Raw genomic sequence first — 16,670 nt, 5'->3', positions numbered from 1 at the left:
AGGACTAGCGCGTCAAGCCGGCACCAGCAAACCCAGCTGCTCTGCATCGAGATAACACCACTCGCCCTCTTCCAATTCCAGTGCATCCAGCTGCAAACCGCCGATGGCGGTGCGGCGCAAGGCGCTGCAATGGTTGCCGGCGGCCGCCAGCATGCGTTTGACCTGATGGTATTTTCCCTGCTCCAGCACGATCTCCAGCAAATGCGCATCAAGCTTGCGGCAAGTCACCGCCGCCAGCGGCGCCGGCTCATCGTGCAGTTTGACGCCGCCCAGCAATTGCGCGATCAGCTCGTCCGTCACCGCATCGTGCGTAGTGGCCGCGTAGACTTTCGGCACATGGCGCTTGGGCGACGATTGCGCGTGGATGAAGGCGCCGTCGTCCGACATCAGCAACAAGCCGGTGGTGTCGTGATCGAGGCGACCAACCGGCTGCACGTCGCGCCAAGAGAATTGCTCCGGCAAAATCGTCAGCACGCCCGGATGGTGGCTGGGCTTGCGCGAACATTCAAAATTGGCAGGCTTGTTCAGGGCGATGTAGACGTGTTCGCGATAGACCCATTCTTCGTCGAACAGCGTGAACGCCAATCCTTCGGTATCAGGTGCGAAACGGTAGTCGTCGACGACTTCACCGTTGATGGCGACTTCGCCGTCTTCGATCAGCGAACGGCAATATTTGCGCGATCCGAAACCTTGCGACTGGAGGATGCGATCCAGGGTCAACTTGCTCATTACTTGGTCTTTCTGTCTTGTTTGGGCGTCAATATCTGGCGGGCGATGCCGCGCAGGATATTGACCTCTTCGGTTTCCAGCTGCGTGCGCGCAAACAGGCGTTTGAGGCGCGGCATCAATTTTTTCGGGCTATCGGGCTTGAGGAATTCAATTGCCACCAGCGCTTCTTCGAGATGGCGGAACATGCCCTCGATCTCGGCCACGCCGGCCATCTCACCCTGGAAGCCGATGTCGGTGGCCTGCCTGTGGTCGCCCAGTTCGGCCATGCGGCATTCGTAAGCCAGCACCTGCACCGCCTGCGCCAGGTTGAGCGAAGAATAATCGGGATTGGCCGGAATGTTGATCAGCACATTGCATTTCTGCACCAGCTCGTTGGGCAAGCCGAAACGCTCGTTGCCGAAAATGAGCGCAGCGTTCAGTCCGACGTCCCCTGCAATCTGCTCGGCAATCGCGCGCGGCGAGACCACCGGCGGCGAAAACTCGCGCAGGCGTGCGCTGATCGCGGCGGCAAAATTGCAATCCTGCAACGCCTCCTCGATACTGCTCACGATGCGTGCGCCGGACAGCACGTCCTGCGCGCCGCTGGCGAAGGCCACGGCGGCCTCTTCCTCAACCGCATTGGGAAAGCGCGGGTTGATCAGCACCAGCTCGCCGAAACCCATGGTTTTGATGGCGCGGGCAGCCGCGCCGATATTGCCTGGACTGCTGGTTTCCACCAACACGAAACGCAGGCGCTTGAAAACAGAATTATCGATTTTGGGCGTGTTCATTTAAAATAGCGGTATTCGCACGTCAGGAAACATCGTAAGCCGGCCTGTAAGGGATCAAAAACGAACCCAAACACGCCGGGCAATGCCGGTTTGATGACAAACCGGCAATTTTCGGACCGTGCATCGCTCATTAATTTCATAGTTGTGCAAATTTCCGCCGGGTAGCGAACCGGGCGGCGAAGACGCCATTTTAACGGAACCCTCAGGATGCTTATCCCCCCAATGCTCAATACGGCCATCAAGGCCGCTCGCCGCGGTGCTGCCGTCATCAATCGCGCGTCGTTCGACGTCTCGCTGTTGAAGGTCACCAAGAAGCAACACAACGACTTCGTCACCGAAGTCGACAAGGCGGCGGAAGACGCCATCATTGAGGTCCTGAAGACCGCGTATCCCGACCACGCCATCCTGGCGGAAGAGTCCGGCCCATCGGCCAACCTGCACGACGAAAATGAAAACGTCTGGATCATCGATCCACTCGACGGCACCACCAACTTCATCCACGGCTTCCCGCAATACTGCGTCTCGATCGCGCTGCAACAGCGCGGCCAGATCACGCAAGCGGTGGTCTACGACCCTACCCGCAACGACCTGTTCACCGCTTCCAAAGGCGCCGGCGCCTACCTGAACGAGAAACGCATCCGCGTCAGCAAGCGCGACAAGATCGCCGATTGCCTGATCGGCACCGGCTTCCCGTTCCGCGACCTGGACGGCCTGAACGAATACATGAAGATGTTCAAGATCATGACCGAAAGCTGCGCCGGCCTGCGCCGTCCGGGCGCTGCCGCGCTGGACCTGGCCTACGTCGCCACCGGCCGCCTCGACGGTTTCTTCGAAAAGGGCCTGAAGCCTTGGGACATCGCCGCCGGCTCGCTGCTGGTGACGGAAGCCGGCGGCATCGTCGGCACCTTCAAGGGTGAAGGCGATTACCTGTACAAGGGCGACGTCCTGGCCGGCAATCCAAAGATTTTCTCGCAGCAAGTCAATTTGCTGTCTGAATTCGCATAAGATTCAGACTTCAGTTCCGCATCAGCAGCACGACCGGTCGGAGAACCGGAGCAGTCACCAAGTCACGCCAGGGAGTGCGATGCAGCTTGCATCGCTTCCCAGCCACCCAAGGAGACGAGCATGGCAGTCAATCCCATTCCTGAAGGCTACAGCAGCGTCACGCCTTACCTGATCGTCTCCGATACCGCCAGCGCCATCACGTTCTACGAAAAAGCCTTCGATGCCACCGAAGTCATGCGTATCGACGGTCCCCACAACAAAATCTGGCACGCCGAAATCCAGATCGGCAACGCCCGTGTCATGCTCGCCGACGAATTCATCGAAATGGGCATCCATTGCCCCAAGACGCTCGGTGGCGCCGGTGCCAGCATGCTGATTTACGTCGACGACGTCGATGCCATGTTTGTCCAGGCCATCGCCGCCGGCGCCGCCAAACTGCGTGCCGTGCAGGACCAGTTCTACGGCGACCGCTCCGGCATGCTGCGCGATCCCTTCGGCCACATCTGGTCGATCGCGACGCACAAGGAAGATCTTTCCGACGAAGAAATCCGCAGCCGCTCGCAAGCGCTGCTCAACAAGTGCAAACCCAACCAGGCCTGAACCCTTTTTCACTCCATCCCATGCCATTTGTCGTCAGCGCCGGACGGCGCATCCATTACGAAGTCAGCGGCCAGGGCCCTGACCTGTTCCTGCACCACGGCTTCACCAGCAGCTCGCAAGCCTGGCGCTTCTTCGGATTCACCGAAGTACTGCAGCAACACCACCGCGTCATTGCGCTCGATGCGCTGGGCCACGGCCTCAGCGACAAGCCGCACGAGACGGACGCCTACACGCTGCAGCAACGCAGCGCCGACGTGGTGGCCGTGCTCGACGACCTCGCCATCGACAAGGTCCATTACTGCGGCTATTCGCTGGGCGGCTGGGTCGGTTACGGCATGGTGCGCCACGCGCGCGAACGCCTGCAATCGCTGACACTCGGCGCCGCACATCCGTATGCCGATACCAGTTGGGATGCCTTCAGGGGACTCGACGGCGCCGATGCCAATGCCTTCATCACGGCATTTGAGAGCGTGCTCAATGAACGCATCTCACCCGAAGTAAAAATGCTGATACGCGCCAACGACCTGCAGGCGCTGGCCGCGGCTGCGCAACAACCGCGCGTCTCAATGGAAGAATTGCTGTCGCTGATCGACCTGCCCTGCCTGATGTTTTGCGGTGACGCCGATGCACGCCATGCAGCGGTCGAGCGCTGCGCAGGATTGTTGCCGCGCGCACGCTTTGTGTCGCTACCCGGGGTGACGCATTTCGGCGGGCTGATGCAGAGCAAGCTGGTGCTGCCGCCGCTGTTGGAATTTCTATCCGGCCAGGCGCGAGGCTAAATTTTCAACCTTATTTGAGCTTGTGCACCAGACGACCGGCGACCTGTTCGCCGGTTTTTTCATTGTCGAATTGTTCGCGCGCGCGCTGCAGATCCGCGTGATGGCGTTCGGCCCAGTTGTCCAGCGCGATCAGCGTATCGCTGAGCGACTCCCCCAGCGGGCTCAGTTCGTATTCCACGTGCGGCGCCGCCGTCTCCAGGTTGCAGCGTGTCACCAGACCGTTGCGCTCCAGTTCCTTGAGCGTCTGCGTCAGCATCTTTTGCGAAATACCTTCGATCTTGCGCAGCAACGCGCTGTTGCGCATCGGCCCCGCCGCCAGCGCCGGAAAAATCAGCAAGGCCCATTTGCTGCCGACCAGTTCCAGCGCCTTGCGCGACGGACAGGCGAGACTGTAGATATCGGTTTGCGGTTCTTCGACGGGGAGTTTTATTACCGGTTTCATGGTTACCAAAAAGTGCCTTCTTGTTGGGCTCGCGGTCCCTGCCTATGCTGAGCGCCTGTTCAAAATTCACGGAGAAAAATAATGGCCTGGGTATTCCTGTCATTGGCAAGTGTAGTGGAAATCATCATGGCGATCGCGCTCAAGTACGCAAACGGCTGGACCCGGTTGACGCCCAGCCTGATCGGCGTCGGTGCAGCCGCCTGCAGCGTGCTGTTCCTGACGCTGGCCATGCGTAGCCTGCCGGCCGGCACCGCCTATGCGATCTGGACCGGCACCGGCTCGGTCGGCGTAGCGGTGCTCGGCATTTACCTGTTCAACGACGCGCTGTCGCCACTGCGTCTGGTATGCATTGCGCTGATCATCGGCGGCACCATCGGCCTGCGCTTGCTGGACGCCTGAGCAGCGTCGCCCTGGCGCCGGTCAGACCCGGCGGCGTACGCTCTGTCCTGCACGCCGCTGGTCAAGATTTATCCACGGCCCGTCCCCGCACCTGTTATACTGCGCCCCGTGCGGCACATTCTCCAGTCAAAGTCCGCTGTCCTCCCGACGTTTCAACCCGTTTGCCTGCGACTGGCGCCCACTGCGGCGACAGGCCGATATTTTTAAAATCCCACTATGTCATTCTCATCTCTCGGTCTTTCCGAGGAAATCGTTCGTGCCGTAACCGAACAAGGCTACACCACGCCCACGCCAATCCAGATGCAAGCCGTGCCTGCCGTACTCGGTGGCGGCGACCTGCTGGCCGGCGCACAAACCGGCACCGGCAAGACCGCCGGCTTCACTTTGCCGCTGCTGCAACGCCTGTCGTCCGTGGAACGCGTCAAAGTCAACGGCCATGTGCCGATCCGCGCGCTGATCCTGACCCCGACGCGTGAACTCGCGGCGCAGGTCGAAGAAAGCGTGCGCGTCTACGGCAAGTACCTGCCGCTGACTTCCGCCTGCATCTTCGGCGGCGTCGGCATCAACCCGCAAATCCGCCTGCTCAAGCAAGGCGTCGATATCCTGGTCGCCACACCTGGCCGCCTGCTCGACCACATGCAGCAAAACACGGTTGATCTGAAGAGCGTGCAAGTCCTGATCCTGGACGAAGCCGATCGCATGCTCGACATGGGTTTCATCCGCGACATCAAGAAGATCCTCGCCGTCCTGCCGAAGAAGCGCCAGAACCTGTTGTTCTCGGCCACCTTCTCCGACGAGATCAAGGCACTGGCCGATGGCCTGCTGAATTCGCCGGCAATGATCGAAGTGGCGCGCCGCAATTCCACCGTGGAAGTGATCGGCCAGAAGATCCACCCGGTCGACCGCGACAAGAAGCATCCGCTGCTGGCGCATCTGATCAAGACCAACCAGTGGAACCAGGTGCTGGTGTTCACCCGCACCAAGCACGGCGCCAACAAGCTGGTCGAACAGCTGGCACGCGACGAAATCACTGCCATGGCAATCCACGGCAACAAGAGCCAGGCAGCGCGCACCCGCGCCCTGGCCGACTTCAAGGACGGCAAGCTGCAAGCGCTGATCGCCACCGACATCGCTGCACGCGGCATCGACATCGATCAATTGCCGCACGTGGTCAACTATGACCTGCCGAACGTCGCCGAAGATTACGTCCACCGCATCGGCCGCACCGGCCGCGCCGGCGCCACCGGCTCAGCCGTGTCGCTGGTCTGCGTCGACGAACGCGATCTGCTGAGCGACATCGAACGTTTCATCAAGCGTGAGATTCCTGTCGAAATCGTGCCCGGCTTCGAACCCGATCCTAAGGCCAAGCCGCAACCGATCCAGTTGCGCAGCGAAGGTCATCGCGGTGGCGGCGGCGGTGGTCGTCGTCCACAAGGTGGTGGCGGCGGCGGTCGTAGCGCCAATGGCGGCGGCGGTGGTGGCGGAAATCGTTCCCAGCAGCCGAAGACCGGCGGCCAAGGCCAGGCGCAAGCAGCCAAGCCGCGCCAAGGCGGCGGTCCGGCCAAGCCACAAGGCGCAGGTCCGGCGCAGAACCGCGGTCCTGCTGCGCGTCCTGCATCGACCCACCGCTCCGGCGGTCGCGGCAGGTAACATCGTCGTTTCCGATTGCATCGCGCAGAAAGGCATCCGAATTGATAGCCGTCGTCAAAGCTGACCTCAACAATCCGCGACATGGCGTCGCCATCCTCGAGATGCTTGATGCGTATGCATCCGACCTGATGGGAGGCGGCGAAGGCATCAGCGATTTCGTCCGCGCCCACCTGATCGACGAATTGCGCAAGCGCCCTGCCGTGCATGTGTTCCTGGCATTCGACGGCGAGCATGCTGCCGGCTTCGCCAATTGCATCGAAGGCTTTTCCAGCTTCGCCTGCAAACCGCTGCTCAACATCCACGACTTCGCCGTGGCGCCCGCTTATCGCGGACGCGGCATTGCGAAGTTGCTGATGCAGGCGGTCGACACCTGCGCACGCGAACTCGGTTGCTGCAAGATCACCTTGGAAGTCCTGGAAGGCAATACCGTGGCGCGTTCGCTGTACGCCTCCACCGGTTTCGTCGGCTATGAACTGGATCCTTCTTCTGGCAAAGCGGTGTTCATGCATCGCTTGCTGTGACGTAAAAACGCCCCGGACATCCGGGGCGTTTTTTATCACAGCAACTCTTTTCAGGCCGCCATCTTCTGGCCGCGCGATTTTCCCGAACTCAGGTAGTCGGCGATCGAATCCTGCGTCACCTCTCCCAGATATTTTCCCTCTGCATCGATGACCGGCATCCAGCTGGCGCTGTGCTTGTACATCTTCGACAGCACCACGCGCAGGTTTTCATCCGGCGTCGCATTGAGATTGAAGGGCTTGACCTTGTCTCCGCTGACGCCAACTGTTCCTGCGCTGCGGATATCGCGACGGCTGACGTAGCCGAGCGCGCGGTTGTCGTTGTCGGTGATAGTGAGGTAACGCGCATCCTGGTCGTCCATCAGCGTCATCGCATCCTGCAGCGGCAAACCGGGACGTGCCGTTGCAGGCGTCGTCGCGGCGTCGCCCGCGCGCACCAGCAGCAGGCGCTTGAGCGTATGGTCCTGACCGACGAAGGCGCTGACAAAATCATCCTTGGGACGCGCCAGCAAGGTATCCGGATGATCGAACTGCACCAGCTTGCCGGCGCGGAAAATCGCCACCTGGTCGCCCAACTTGATGGCTTCGTCAATGTCGTGGCTGACCATGATCACGGTCTTCTTGAGCTGGCGCTGCATCTGGAAAAATTCGTTCTGGATCGATTCGCGGTTGATCGGGTCGACCGCGCCGAACGGCTCGTCCATCAGCAGCACCGGCGCATCCGCCGCCAGCGCGCGGATCACGCCGATGCGCTGTTGCTGGCCGCCCGACAGTTCGCGCGGATAGCGCTTGAGGAATTTCGCCGGATCCAGCGCCACCATCGCCATCAGTTCGGTCGCGCGCTCGCGGCAGCGCTTCTTGTCCCAGCCCAGCAGGCGCGGCACGATGGTGATGTTTTCTTCGATCGTCATGTTGGGAAACAGGCCGATCTGCTGGATCACGTAACCGATGTGGCGGCGCAGGCTGACTTCATCGATGCCGGTGGTGTCTTCACCGTTGAGCAGCACGCGGCCGGATGTCGGCGCGATCAGGCGATTGATCATCTTCAGCGTGGTGGTCTTGCCGCAACCGGACGGACCGAGGAAGACGCAGATCTCGCCTTCGGCCACCTTGAGGCTGACCGAGTCGACCGCCTTCACCGGCGTGCCGTCTTTTTGCGTATAGGTTTTGCTGAGTTGTTCGAGTTCTATCATTTTTGCAGTCCTTTCGGAGTCAGAAGTCGTTGCAGGCCTTGCAGCAGCACGTCGGCGACAATCGCCAGCACGCTGATGAGCACGGCGCCCACCACCAGTTTTTGCATGTTGCTCTGGCTGATCGCATGCAGGATCAGCACGCCCAGGCCGCCGGCGCCGATCACTGCGGCGATCGCCATCACGCCGATGTTCATCACCACCGCCGTACGCACGCCGCCTAGTATCACCGGCAGCGCCAGCGGCAGATCCACCATGCGCAGACGCTGCCAGAAGGTCATGCCGATACCGATGCCGGCCTCCCGGATGCCGCTGTCGATGTTGTCGAGCGCGAGGAAGGTGTTGCGCATGATCGGCAACAGCGAATACAGGAACACTGCCGTGATCGCCGGCAACGGCCCGATGCCGGCGCCGAATTGCGAGAACACCGGAATCATCAGGCCGAACAGCGCAATCGACGGCAAGGTCAGCACCACCGTGGCGAGACCGAGCAAGGGCGTGGCCAGCCAGCGATGGCGCGTGATGAGGATGCCCAGCGGCACGCCGATGACGATGGCCAGGCTGACGGCAACGCCGACCAGCCTGAGATGCTGCAGCGTCAGGTTGAGGATGTTGTGCCAGTCGCCGGCGAGGTAGTCGATCAGATTCATGGCCGGCTCCTCAGATCAGTCCCTGCTGCTGCAGGAATTCGGTGACGACCTTGCCGATCGGCTCCTGGTCGATGTCGACGCGCTTGTTCATGTCGGTCATTTTTTCGGTGTCGATGGCGGCCGACAAGGCGTTCAGTTGTTCCGCCAGTTGTGTATGCTCTTGCAGCACTTCTTCGCGCACCACGGGGGTCGCCTTGTAGGCGGCGAAGTAGCCCTTGTTGTCTTCCAGCAGTTTCAGGTTGAAGCCCTTGATGCGGCCGTCCGACGAATACGTCAGGCCGACATACAGCTGCTCGTTGCGCAAGGCGGTGTAGACCAGTCCCGGATCCATCTGCTTGACTTCGCTGCGGTCGAGCTGGAAGCCATAGAGTTTTTGCATCGGTTCGAGGCCGTCGGGGCGCGACGCGAATTCATAGTCCACACCCATCAGCTGCGGCTTGCCGCCGGACTGCTGTTCCTGCGTGATGTGCTGCGCGAGGTCTTCCAGCGTGTTGATGCCTTGTTCATCGGCCAGCTTTTGCGGCATGGCGAAGGCGTAGGTGTTGTTGAGGCCGGACTCGTTGAGCCAGGTCAGGCCGATTTTCTGGTCGAGCGCCTTGACGCGCGCATAGGTCGTTTCAGCGTCGAGTTTTTCGTCGACGTGGTTGTAGACAATCAGCGACGTGCCGGTGTATTCCCACACGATATCGAGCTGCTTGCTTTCCTGCGCCTTGCGCATGAGCGTCGAGCCGAGGCCGTTCCTGAGATCGACGTCATAGCCTTTGGCGCGCAGGTATTGCGCAGTCATCGATGACAGAATCAATTGTTCGGTGAAGTTCTTGCCGCCGACGACCAGCGTGGCGGCCGTGGCCGGCAACAGTGCCAGCAGGCTGAGCGCAAAGCCGAACGCACGTAAAAGATAAGAAGATTTCATGGCTGTTCCCTTTTTGTTGTTGTGCACCCGGCTCACGCCAGGCCTCGACGCGACAGGTACCAGTGCGACAGCAGCGTGACGATCGCGTCCAGCAACAGCGCCAGCAAGGCGGTTGCGGCGGCGCCCAGCAGCAGCTGGCCGTGGTTGTTCAGGTAGATGCCCGGAAAGATCAATCCGCCCAGGCTTTCGCCGCCGATCAGCATCGACAGCGGCGCGGTGCCGACATTGATCACCAGCGCCGTGCGGATGCCGCCGACGATGATCGGCAAGGCGTTTGGCAGCTCGACGCGCAGCAGTACCTGATAGGGCTTCATGCCGATGCCTTTGGCCGCTTCGCGCAGCGGCGCCGGCACGTTCTTCAAGCCTTCGAAGGTATTGCGCACGATAGGCAGCAGCGAAGCCAGCCATAGCGCCAGAATGGTTGGCCAGTTGCCGATGCCGAAGAAGGCCAGCGCCAGGGCCAGTACCGCGATCGACGGGATGGTGTTGCCGATGTTGAAGACCTGGATGAAGTACTCGGCGCGACGCGCCAGCGCCGGCCGGCTCAGCATGATGCCGGCCGGAATACCGGTGGCGATCGCCAGCAGCATGGACCACGCGACCAGTTGCAGATGCTTGCCGGTGTAGTAGATCAGGTCGCTGCGATACTGCGTGATGACGTCCATCCCGATCCACTGGATCAGGCCGGCGACGGCGAGCACTGAAACGGCTGTGACCGAGGCTGCGCCACCGATGACGTTGCGAAGACTTCGCGTCATGGTTCCCCCTGTGTGGCCGCCATGGTCGAGATCAATGAAATGCCGATATCGAAACCGCGACAGCGCTTTGACTATTTGTATTGGTTCGTTGCCCTCGCAGGGCTAATCGTTTGGATACGAACCTGTGCTGCCGAGGCAGCGATGAAATCGATCGCGCGAACGCGTAATCGACGATGTATGCATCCGGCGGCAGTAAATCGGCATGCCGGACAACGAGACGACCCAAGAGCGGATCAGGAATTACTTAGTAGTTGAACAAGTGTTGTCGCTAGGACAGACGGCAGTATAACCGACTTGCTTAATGAAGTCCAGAAATGACAATTCAAGAAGTCATAACCGACGAATCTGTAGAAACGAAAAACCGGCCAAAAAGGCCGGTTTTCAGGGATTTTCGAGCAAAAAACCGCGGCTTATTTCAGCGCCCCGAACACCTTGCCGATGATCGCGCTGCCGGCGCCGATCGGATCGGCGCGGATCGCCTTCTCTTCTTCGCCGATCATGTAGAACAGGCCGTCGAGAGAACGCTGCGTGACATAGCCTTCGACCGTGGCCTGGTCACCCGACACCAGACCGGTTTTGGCGACCTGCCCCATGGTGCCGTTGTACTTGGCGGAGAGGCCGTTTTTATCGGTGATCTTCTTGACGATGGGGAGGAATTTTTCACCGAGCGGCGTGGCCGTCTTCTGGCGGAAGAAATCGGTCACCGAGGTCTGGCCGCCGGACAGGATGTTCTTCGCGTCAGTGACCGACATGGACTTGACCGCGTTGATCAGCAGCGGCTTGGCCAGCGGCACGGCCGATTCGGCGGCGCGGTTCATCGACACCACCAGGTCGTCCAGCTTCTGGCCCTGGCCGGTCATCTTCAGCAGCGGCATGGCTTGCTGCAACGGGCCCGGCAACTGGATCTTGACCTTGTCGTTGTCGAGGAAACCATTCTCCACGCCGAGCTTCGAAACGGCGACGTTGGCGCCCTTCTCCAGCGCCGCTTTCAGACCGCTGGTGGCGTCCTGGTTGCTGAGGTCGGACAGCGACAACGCGAACGCCAGTGTGCTGGTCAGCACCAGTGCGGCAGCGATGGGAGCGTGTTTGAATTTCTTGAGGGGCAGCATGGGAACTCCGAAGGAAGAAGACGCGCCATCATAATACGCGCCTCGCAGCCTGCCTATCGAAGCCCGTCGGTTTTATCTCACTTACCGCTACTGCTGCGGCTGCGCGTAAGTTCCATGCCGGCGTTCTTCGGCAGGCGCGCCGTCACCGGCACCGACGCCACAGAGAACAGGCCCACCACCAGGAAAGCCGGCCAGAAATCGGCCTCGACGATGGTCGCATGGCCTTGCAGATAGTTGGAAATTTGCAGCACCAGGCCGGCGATGGTCACGCCCATGCCCAGCGACAATTGCTGCACCACACTGGCCAGGCTGGTGGCGCGGCCGGCGTCGCGGTTGCTGATATCGGCGTAGGCGATCGAATTGAGGCAGGTGAATTGCAGCGACGGGAAGAAGCCGCCCATCAGCACCACCAGCAGCATCACGTAGTAAGGCGTATGCGACGAGAAGATGCCGTACGACGCGATCGCCATACCGGCGAACACCGCATTGACCATCAACACCGTGCGGAAGCCGTAACGGCGCAGCACCATCGCCGCCAGCGCCTTCATGAACATGGCGCCGAAGGCAGAGGCACAGGTGATCGTGCCGGCCTCGAAAGGATTGAGCCCGAGCCCTTCCTGCAAGGCCAGCGGCAGCAGGAACGGCACCGCACCGAGGCCGACGCGGAACAGCGAGCCGCCGAGCACGCTGGCGCGCAGGGTCGGGATCTTCAGCAGGCGCAGATCGAGCAAGGGATACTCGCTGCGCATGGCGTGGCGGAAGTAGAAGAACAAGGCCACCGAGCCGACCACGCACATGATGATCGGCCACGCCTGCGGCACCAGGTGGTTGCCGATCAGCGAAAAGCCCAGCATCGCCACTCCGCCGCCGCAGGCGGTCAGCAGGAAACCCTTCACGTCCAGCGGCGCCGGATCTTCTTCACGGAAGTTCTGGATGTAGCGTCCGGCCAGATACAGGCCGAGGATGCAGATCGGGATGTTGATCAGGAAAATCCAGCGCCAGTGGAAATACGTCGTGATGAATCCGCCCAGCGGCGGCCCGATCACCGGCCCCATCAACGACGGCAAGGTCAGGTAACTGATGGCCTTGACGAGTTCGGCCTTGGACACCGAGCGCACGATGATGATGCGTCCCACCGGCACCATCATGGCGCCGCCGATACCTTGCAGGAAACGCGCCGCGACGAAGGTCAGCAGCGAGTCCGACAAGGCGCACAGGATCGAGCCGGCCATGAAGGTAATCATCGCCGAACGGAAAATCGTGCGCGCGCCGACCTTGTCCGCCACCCAGCCGGAAATCGGGATGAACACGCCAAGGCTGACCACGTAGGAGGTCAGCGCCAGTTTCAGGGTGATCGGATCCTGCCCGAGATCGCGCGCGAGTGCAGGCAAGGAAGTGGCGATGACGGTGACGTCCATGTTTTCCATGAACAGCGCACAGCCGACGATGAGCGGGACGATAAGCGAGGGGGACACGATGATGCGGTACGACAGGAAAGAGTTCGGGCTGTTTCGGCGGGCGTTGTAGCCGGATACGTGCTTCTGACAGCCTTCTAAGGTGCGGCAAGTTTACACCACTTGCGGCTTGTGCGTTGCAGCGAGGAAATAGGCGCGTCCGCTTCAGCGAAAAAACCGGCTCGGCGCGATCCCGAAATGTTTCTTGAACATGGCCGCGAATGCACTCTGGCTGGTGTAGCCATGATCGAGCGCGACGTCGATGATTTTGTCGCCGCGCGCCAGGTTTTCCAGCGCCAGCAACAGCCGCGCCTGCTGTCGCCAGTGGCTGAAACGCATGCCGGTTTCGCGCAGGAACAAACGATGGAAGGTGCGCGTGGCGATGCCCAGTTGCTGCGCATGCATGTCGACCGTGGCGTCGTCCTCGGGCTGCGCCATCAGCGCTTCGCAGATCACGCGCAAGCCGCGATCCGCCGGCAGCGGCAGGTACAGCGGCAGCACCGGCACCGAGCGCAGCTCGTGCACCAGCAGCCGCAGCAAGTGCCAGTCGCGGCCGTCGGCAACCAGCGCCGGGCCGATGCCGACGGCGGCGACGATCAGCTCGCGCAGCAAAGGCGGGATGTCGAGCACGCAATTCTCCTGCGGCATGTTCGGCAACTCCTGCATGTTGACGAACACGGTGCGCATCTTGACGTCGCCACGCATGCGCACCTGATGATCAACCTCGGGCTGAAGCCAGACGCCGCGCGTGGGCGGCACCACCCAGCGGCCTTCGGCGGTTTCCACCACCAGCACGCCCTCGATGGCGTACAACAACTGCGCATAGGTATGCCGGTGCAGCTCGATCACGTGGCCGTGCGGATAGTCGATCGCGAGCGCCGCAGCGGGAGCGTTGGCGTTGATCATGTGGTGGTAGTTGGAGGTGTCCATAGAGCGCTTGTGAGACGCTGTCACTTTTGCGACAACTTAAGGCATGTTAGCACGCGACGGACTTCTCATTTCCCCGCAAGATGAGTGCATCTCCTTTTCCAACACGATCAAACTGCCATGCCATTGCGCTCTTACCTTTACCCGTTCCTCGCCATCGTGCTGTGGGCCGGCAACGTCATCGTTTCGAAAATGGCGGCCTCCGCCATCTCGCCGACCGCCATCACCTTTTATCGCCTGGTTCTGGTGCTGCTGCTCATGAGTCCGTTCATGCTGCGCACGCTCTGGCGCAACCGCGTCCAGATCCGCCGCCACTGGTGGCAACTGGCGCTGTCCGGATTGCTGGCGATGGCCTTGTTCCAGAGTCTGTCCTACCGCGCGGCCGAGAGCACCACCGCCACCAACATGGCCATCGTCACCGCGCTGATTCCGCTGCTGACGGCGCTGCTGAGCGTGATCGTGCTGGGCGAAGCAGTCACGGTCGGCATGGCTGTGGGCGGCCTGCTGTCGTTCACCGGCTTGCTGTATCTGGTCGGGCACGGCGACCTCGGCGCGGCCATGCGTGAAGGCGTGCACCTGGGCGATGCGCTGATGCTGCTGGCGGCGTTCTCTTATGCGCTGTACGGCGTGCTGCTGCGACGCTGGAAGATGAATGTGCCGGTCTGGCAAGCAGTGTACGTGCAGGCGGTTGCGGCGCTCGTGCTGATGCTGCCGCAATTCCTGTTGCTGGCGCCCGGCACTGCGGTGCTGGACGCGCGCACACTGCCGCTGATCGCTTACTCCGGTATCGGCTCCTCGATCCTGCTGTCGTTCCTGTGGATCGAAGGCGTGAAAAAACTCGGCCCGAATCGCTGCAGCATCTTCATCAACCTGCTGCCGGTGCTGACCGCGCTGTTCGCCATCCTCTGGCTCAACGAAAGCATGCACGCCTACCACCTCATCGGCGGCGGCGTCAGTCTGGCCGGCGTGCTGCTGACGCAAATCGTGCAACGCCCATTGTTCGGCGCACGCGTCGGCTATCGCTGATTCGACATTCATCATCTCGCAGACTGACATCATGATTGCTCATCCCCACACCAAATACCCCCATCCTCCGACCGTCGATCTGCCCGATCGCCAATGGCCGTCACGCATCATCGACAAGGCGCCGATCTGGCTGTCGACCGATCTGCGCGACGGCAACCAGGCCCTGTTCGAGCCCATGAACGCCGAACGCAAGCTGACCTTGTTCCATGAACTGGTCAGGCTCGGCTTCAAGGAAATCGAGGTCGGCTTTCCTGCCGGTTCGCAAACCGATTTCGACGTCGTACGCACGCTGATCACCGGCAAGCATATTCCGGCCGACGTCACGCCCATGGTCATGACGCAATTGCGCGAAGAGCAGATCGTGCGCACCGTCGAATCGCTGCAAGGAGCGCCGCGCGCCATCGTGCATTTCTACAACGCCGTGGCGCCGCTGTGGCGCGAAGTGGTGTTCGGCCTCAGCGTGCCGCAAGTGATGGAGCTGATCGAACGCAATGTGCGGCTGCTGAAAGACCTGACCGCGCAGCATCCGGAAACCGAATGGATCCTGCAATACTCGCCCGAGACTTTTTGCATGGCCGAACTCGAAGTCTCGCTGCAAGCCTGCAGCGTCGCCATCGAGACGTGGGATGCAGGACCAGGTCGTCCCATCATCATCAACCTGCCGACCACGGTCGAAGTGAGCACGCCCAACGTCTTCGCCGACCAGATCGAGTGGATGCACCGGCGCCTGCCGCGTCGCGAGCATGTGGTGCTGTCGGTGCATCCGCACAATGATCGCGGTACCGGCGTGGCCTGCGCGGAACAGGCGCTGCTGGCCGGCGCGCAACGCGTCGAAGGCTGTTTGTTCGGCAACGGCGAACGCAGCGGCAATCTCGACGTGGTGACGCTGGCGCTCAACCTGTACACCAACGGCATCGATCCGCAACTGGACTTCTCCGACATCGCCGCGGTTGCCCGCGTAGCCGAGAACTGCACCGCCCTGCCCATCCATCCGCGCCATCCCTACGTCGGCGACCTGGTGTTCACGGCGTTCTCCGGTTCGCACCAGGATGCGATCAGGAAGGGCTTCGCAGCGCAGAAAGCGGATGGCTTGTGGCGCGTTCCCTATCTGCCGATCGACCCGCAGGACATCGGCCGCACCTACGACAGCATCGTGCGCGTCAACAGCCAGTCGGGCAAAGGCGGCATCGCCTTTCTGCTGGAACGCGATCACGGCATCGTCATGCCGCGCCGCATGCAGGTGGAGTTCAGCGCCATCGTGCAAAAGCACGCCGACGCCAGCGAAACCGAAATCAGCAGCACCGCCTTGTGGGAATTGTTTGAACGGACCTATCTCGCCTCGCCTCAGCAAGACGGGCGGGTACGCTACCTCAGCCATCGACTGAGCAATCCGGACGACGCTCAGGACATCGTGCTTGAGCTGACCGTCGGTGATGTCGTGATGCAATTGAACGGCAGCGGCAACGGTCCTATCGCCGCCACGGTGGACGCCCTGCGTAGCCGGCTGACGGGGCTGGAAGGCTTGCGCATCGATAGCTACGAAGAGCGCAGCATCGGCAGCGGCGCGCAAGCCCAGGCATGGGCCATCGTCGAGGCTGCAGCGCCGGGCGTAGCCGGCACGCGCTTCGGCGCGGCGCGACATGTCAACATCGTGACGGCGTCGATCCTGGCCGTCATCAGCGCCGCCAACCGCCTGCAGTCCTGACGCGAACCACGCCGGCCCGGGCCTGGCCTTGGCCGGCGGCGGTTCA

General features: G+C 61.5%; 18 protein-coding genes. 8 read left to right on the top strand and 10 right to left on the bottom strand.

The window, feature by feature from the left end; all coding sequences use genetic code 11:
• Positions 1–12: 12 nt before the first annotated feature.
• Entirely contained in the window at positions 13–729 is a 717-nt protein-coding gene (locus E4P32_RS03885; RefSeq protein WP_116433179.1) for a 16S rRNA pseudouridine(516) synthase, read from the bottom strand.
• Positions 729–1,499, bottom strand: a complete 771-nt coding sequence (locus E4P32_RS03880) for an RNA methyltransferase (RefSeq protein WP_116433180.1) — start codon at positions 1,497–1,499, stop codon at positions 729–731. The genes E4P32_RS03885 and E4P32_RS03880 overlap by 1 nt, the downstream gene beginning before the upstream one ends.
• A 207-nt stretch (positions 1,500–1,706) precedes the next feature.
• On the opposite strand from E4P32_RS03880, the gene E4P32_RS03875 reads away from it, so the two are divergent.
• The 3 genes from E4P32_RS03875 (at position 1,707) to E4P32_RS03865 (ending at position 3,883) form a co-directional block, all read left to right on the top strand.
• Positions 1,707–2,504 carry an inositol monophosphatase family protein gene (locus tag E4P32_RS03875; protein ID WP_116433181.1) on the top strand — a complete coding sequence of 266 codons (798 nt, stop codon included), beginning with the start codon at positions 1,707–1,709 and terminating at the stop codon, positions 2,502–2,504.
• Between the two features lie 120 nt (positions 2,505–2,624).
• Complete coding sequence (locus E4P32_RS03870) at positions 2,625–3,104, top strand: VOC family protein (protein ID WP_116433182.1); 480 nt, start codon at positions 2,625–2,627, stop codon at positions 3,102–3,104.
• 20 nt (positions 3,105–3,124) lie between these two features.
• Positions 3,125–3,883: an alpha/beta hydrolase gene (locus E4P32_RS03865; RefSeq protein WP_116433183.1), complete on the top strand. Its 759-nt coding sequence runs from the start codon at positions 3,125–3,127 to the stop codon at positions 3,881–3,883.
• Positions 3,884–3,893: 10 nt separating this feature from the next.
• Here the strand turns inward: E4P32_RS03865 and E4P32_RS03860 are convergent, their stop codons facing one another.
• A complete protein-coding gene (locus E4P32_RS03860; protein WP_116433184.1) occupies positions 3,894–4,325 on the bottom strand; it encodes a helix-turn-helix domain-containing protein in 432 nt (143 codons plus the stop codon).
• A gap of 81 nt (positions 4,326–4,406) precedes the next feature.
• Between E4P32_RS03860 and E4P32_RS03855 the strand changes: the two genes are divergently transcribed.
• The 3 genes from E4P32_RS03855 to E4P32_RS03845 all read left to right on the top strand — a co-directional run bounded on the left by E4P32_RS03855 (position 4,407) and on the right by E4P32_RS03845 (position 6,895).
• Positions 4,407–4,724: a multidrug efflux SMR transporter gene (locus E4P32_RS03855; protein WP_116433185.1), complete on the top strand. Its 318-nt coding sequence runs from the start codon at positions 4,407–4,409 to the stop codon at positions 4,722–4,724.
• Positions 4,725–4,940: 216 nt separating this feature from the next.
• A complete protein-coding gene (locus E4P32_RS03850) occupies positions 4,941–6,374 on the top strand; it encodes a DEAD/DEAH box helicase (protein WP_116433186.1) in 1,434 nt (477 codons plus the stop codon).
• Between the two features lie 41 nt (positions 6,375–6,415).
• Positions 6,416–6,895: a GNAT family N-acetyltransferase gene (locus E4P32_RS03845; RefSeq protein ID WP_116433187.1), complete on the top strand. Its 480-nt coding sequence runs from the start codon at positions 6,416–6,418 to the stop codon at positions 6,893–6,895.
• A gap of 50 nt (positions 6,896–6,945) precedes the next feature.
• Here the strand turns inward: E4P32_RS03845 and E4P32_RS03840 are convergent, their stop codons facing one another.
• From E4P32_RS03840 to E4P32_RS03810, 7 genes are all read right to left on the bottom strand, one after another.
• A complete protein-coding gene (locus E4P32_RS03840; RefSeq protein WP_116433188.1) occupies positions 6,946–8,085 on the bottom strand; it encodes an ABC transporter ATP-binding protein in 1,140 nt (379 codons plus the stop codon).
• Entirely contained in the window at positions 8,082–8,732 is a 651-nt protein-coding gene (locus tag E4P32_RS03835; protein WP_116433189.1) for an ABC transporter permease, read from the bottom strand. Before E4P32_RS03835 ends, E4P32_RS03840 begins: the two co-directional genes overlap by 4 nt.
• Positions 8,733–8,742: 10 nt before the next feature.
• Positions 8,743–9,645: a glycine betaine ABC transporter substrate-binding protein gene (locus E4P32_RS03830; RefSeq protein ID WP_116433190.1), complete on the bottom strand. Its 903-nt coding sequence runs from the start codon at positions 9,643–9,645 to the stop codon at positions 8,743–8,745.
• Positions 9,646–9,677: 32 nt separating this feature from the next.
• Complete coding sequence (locus E4P32_RS03825) at positions 9,678–10,403, bottom strand: ABC transporter permease (protein ID WP_116433191.1); 726 nt, start codon at positions 10,401–10,403, stop codon at positions 9,678–9,680.
• 410 nt (positions 10,404–10,813) lie between these two features.
• Positions 10,814–11,512: a DUF4197 domain-containing protein gene (locus E4P32_RS03820; protein ID WP_116433192.1), complete on the bottom strand. Its 699-nt coding sequence runs from the start codon at positions 11,510–11,512 to the stop codon at positions 10,814–10,816.
• 77 nt (positions 11,513–11,589) lie between these two features.
• Positions 11,590–12,939 (bottom strand): MFS transporter, encoded by a 1,350-nt coding sequence (locus E4P32_RS03815; RefSeq protein ID WP_116433193.1) that lies wholly within the window; start codon positions 12,937–12,939, stop codon positions 11,590–11,592.
• A 192-nt stretch (positions 12,940–13,131) separates the two neighbouring features.
• Entirely contained in the window at positions 13,132–13,896 is a 765-nt protein-coding gene (locus tag E4P32_RS03810) for a helix-turn-helix transcriptional regulator (RefSeq protein WP_116433194.1), read from the bottom strand.
• A gap of 117 nt (positions 13,897–14,013) precedes the next feature.
• Here E4P32_RS03810 and E4P32_RS03805 point away from each other — a divergent pair, with 117 nt between their 5' ends.
• Both E4P32_RS03805 and E4P32_RS03800 read left to right on the top strand, forming a co-directional pair.
• On the top strand, positions 14,014–14,919 hold the full coding sequence (locus tag E4P32_RS03805) for a DMT family transporter (protein WP_116433195.1): 906 nt from the start codon (positions 14,014–14,016) through the stop codon (positions 14,917–14,919).
• 31 nt (positions 14,920–14,950) lie between these two features.
• Positions 14,951–16,624 carry a 2-isopropylmalate synthase gene (locus tag E4P32_RS03800; RefSeq protein ID WP_116433196.1) on the top strand — a complete coding sequence of 558 codons (1,674 nt, stop codon included), beginning with the start codon at positions 14,951–14,953 and terminating at the stop codon, positions 16,622–16,624.
• Positions 16,625–16,670: the final 46 nt, after the last annotated feature.

Origin of the sequence: Herbaspirillum sp. 3R11 (assembly GCF_004563925.1) — a bacterium.
Classification (GTDB): domain Bacteria; phylum Pseudomonadota; class Gammaproteobacteria; order Burkholderiales; family Burkholderiaceae_D; genus Herbaspirillum.
This window is presented reverse-complemented; position numbering and strand designations above follow the sequence as displayed.

Bases quoted from the DNA above. Each gene is read 5' to 3' on its own strand.
- E4P32_RS03885 (WP_116433179.1), bottom strand. From the start codon at position 729: ATGAGCAAGTTGACCCTGGATCGCATCCTCCAGTCGCAAGGTTTCGGA.
- E4P32_RS03880 (WP_116433180.1), bottom strand. From the start codon at position 1,499: ATGAACACGCCCAAAATCGATAATTCTGTTTTCAAGCGCCTGCGTTTC.
- E4P32_RS03875 (WP_116433181.1), top strand. From the start codon at position 1,707: ATGCTTATCCCCCCAATGCTCAATACGGCCATCAAGGCCGCTCGCCGC.
- E4P32_RS03870 (WP_116433182.1), top strand. From the start codon at position 2,625: ATGGCAGTCAATCCCATTCCTGAAGGCTACAGCAGCGTCACGCCTTAC.
- E4P32_RS03865 (WP_116433183.1), top strand. From the start codon at position 3,125: ATGCCATTTGTCGTCAGCGCCGGACGGCGCATCCATTACGAAGTCAGC.
- E4P32_RS03860 (WP_116433184.1), bottom strand. From the start codon at position 4,325: ATGAAACCGGTAATAAAACTCCCCGTCGAAGAACCGCAAACCGATATC.
- E4P32_RS03855 (WP_116433185.1), top strand. From the start codon at position 4,407: ATGGCCTGGGTATTCCTGTCATTGGCAAGTGTAGTGGAAATCATCATG.
- E4P32_RS03850 (WP_116433186.1), top strand. From the start codon at position 4,941: ATGTCATTCTCATCTCTCGGTCTTTCCGAGGAAATCGTTCGTGCCGTA.
- E4P32_RS03840 (WP_116433188.1), bottom strand. From the start codon at position 8,085: ATGATAGAACTCGAACAACTCAGCAAAACCTATACGCAAAAAGACGGC.
- E4P32_RS03835 (WP_116433189.1), bottom strand. From the start codon at position 8,732: ATGAATCTGATCGACTACCTCGCCGGCGACTGGCACAACATCCTCAAC.
- E4P32_RS03830 (WP_116433190.1), bottom strand. From the start codon at position 9,645: ATGAAATCTTCTTATCTTTTACGTGCGTTCGGCTTTGCGCTCAGCCTG.
- E4P32_RS03825 (WP_116433191.1), bottom strand. From the start codon at position 10,403: ATGACGCGAAGTCTTCGCAACGTCATCGGTGGCGCAGCCTCGGTCACA.
- E4P32_RS03820 (WP_116433192.1), bottom strand. From the start codon at position 11,512: ATGCTGCCCCTCAAGAAATTCAAACACGCTCCCATCGCTGCCGCACTG.
- E4P32_RS03815 (WP_116433193.1), bottom strand. From the start codon at position 12,939: ATGGAAAACATGGACGTCACCGTCATCGCCACTTCCTTGCCTGCACTC.
- E4P32_RS03810 (WP_116433194.1), bottom strand. From the start codon at position 13,896: ATGGACACCTCCAACTACCACCACATGATCAACGCCAACGCTCCCGCT.
- E4P32_RS03805 (WP_116433195.1), top strand. From the start codon at position 14,014: ATGCCATTGCGCTCTTACCTTTACCCGTTCCTCGCCATCGTGCTGTGG.
- E4P32_RS03800 (WP_116433196.1), top strand. From the start codon at position 14,951: ATGATTGCTCATCCCCACACCAAATACCCCCATCCTCCGACCGTCGAT.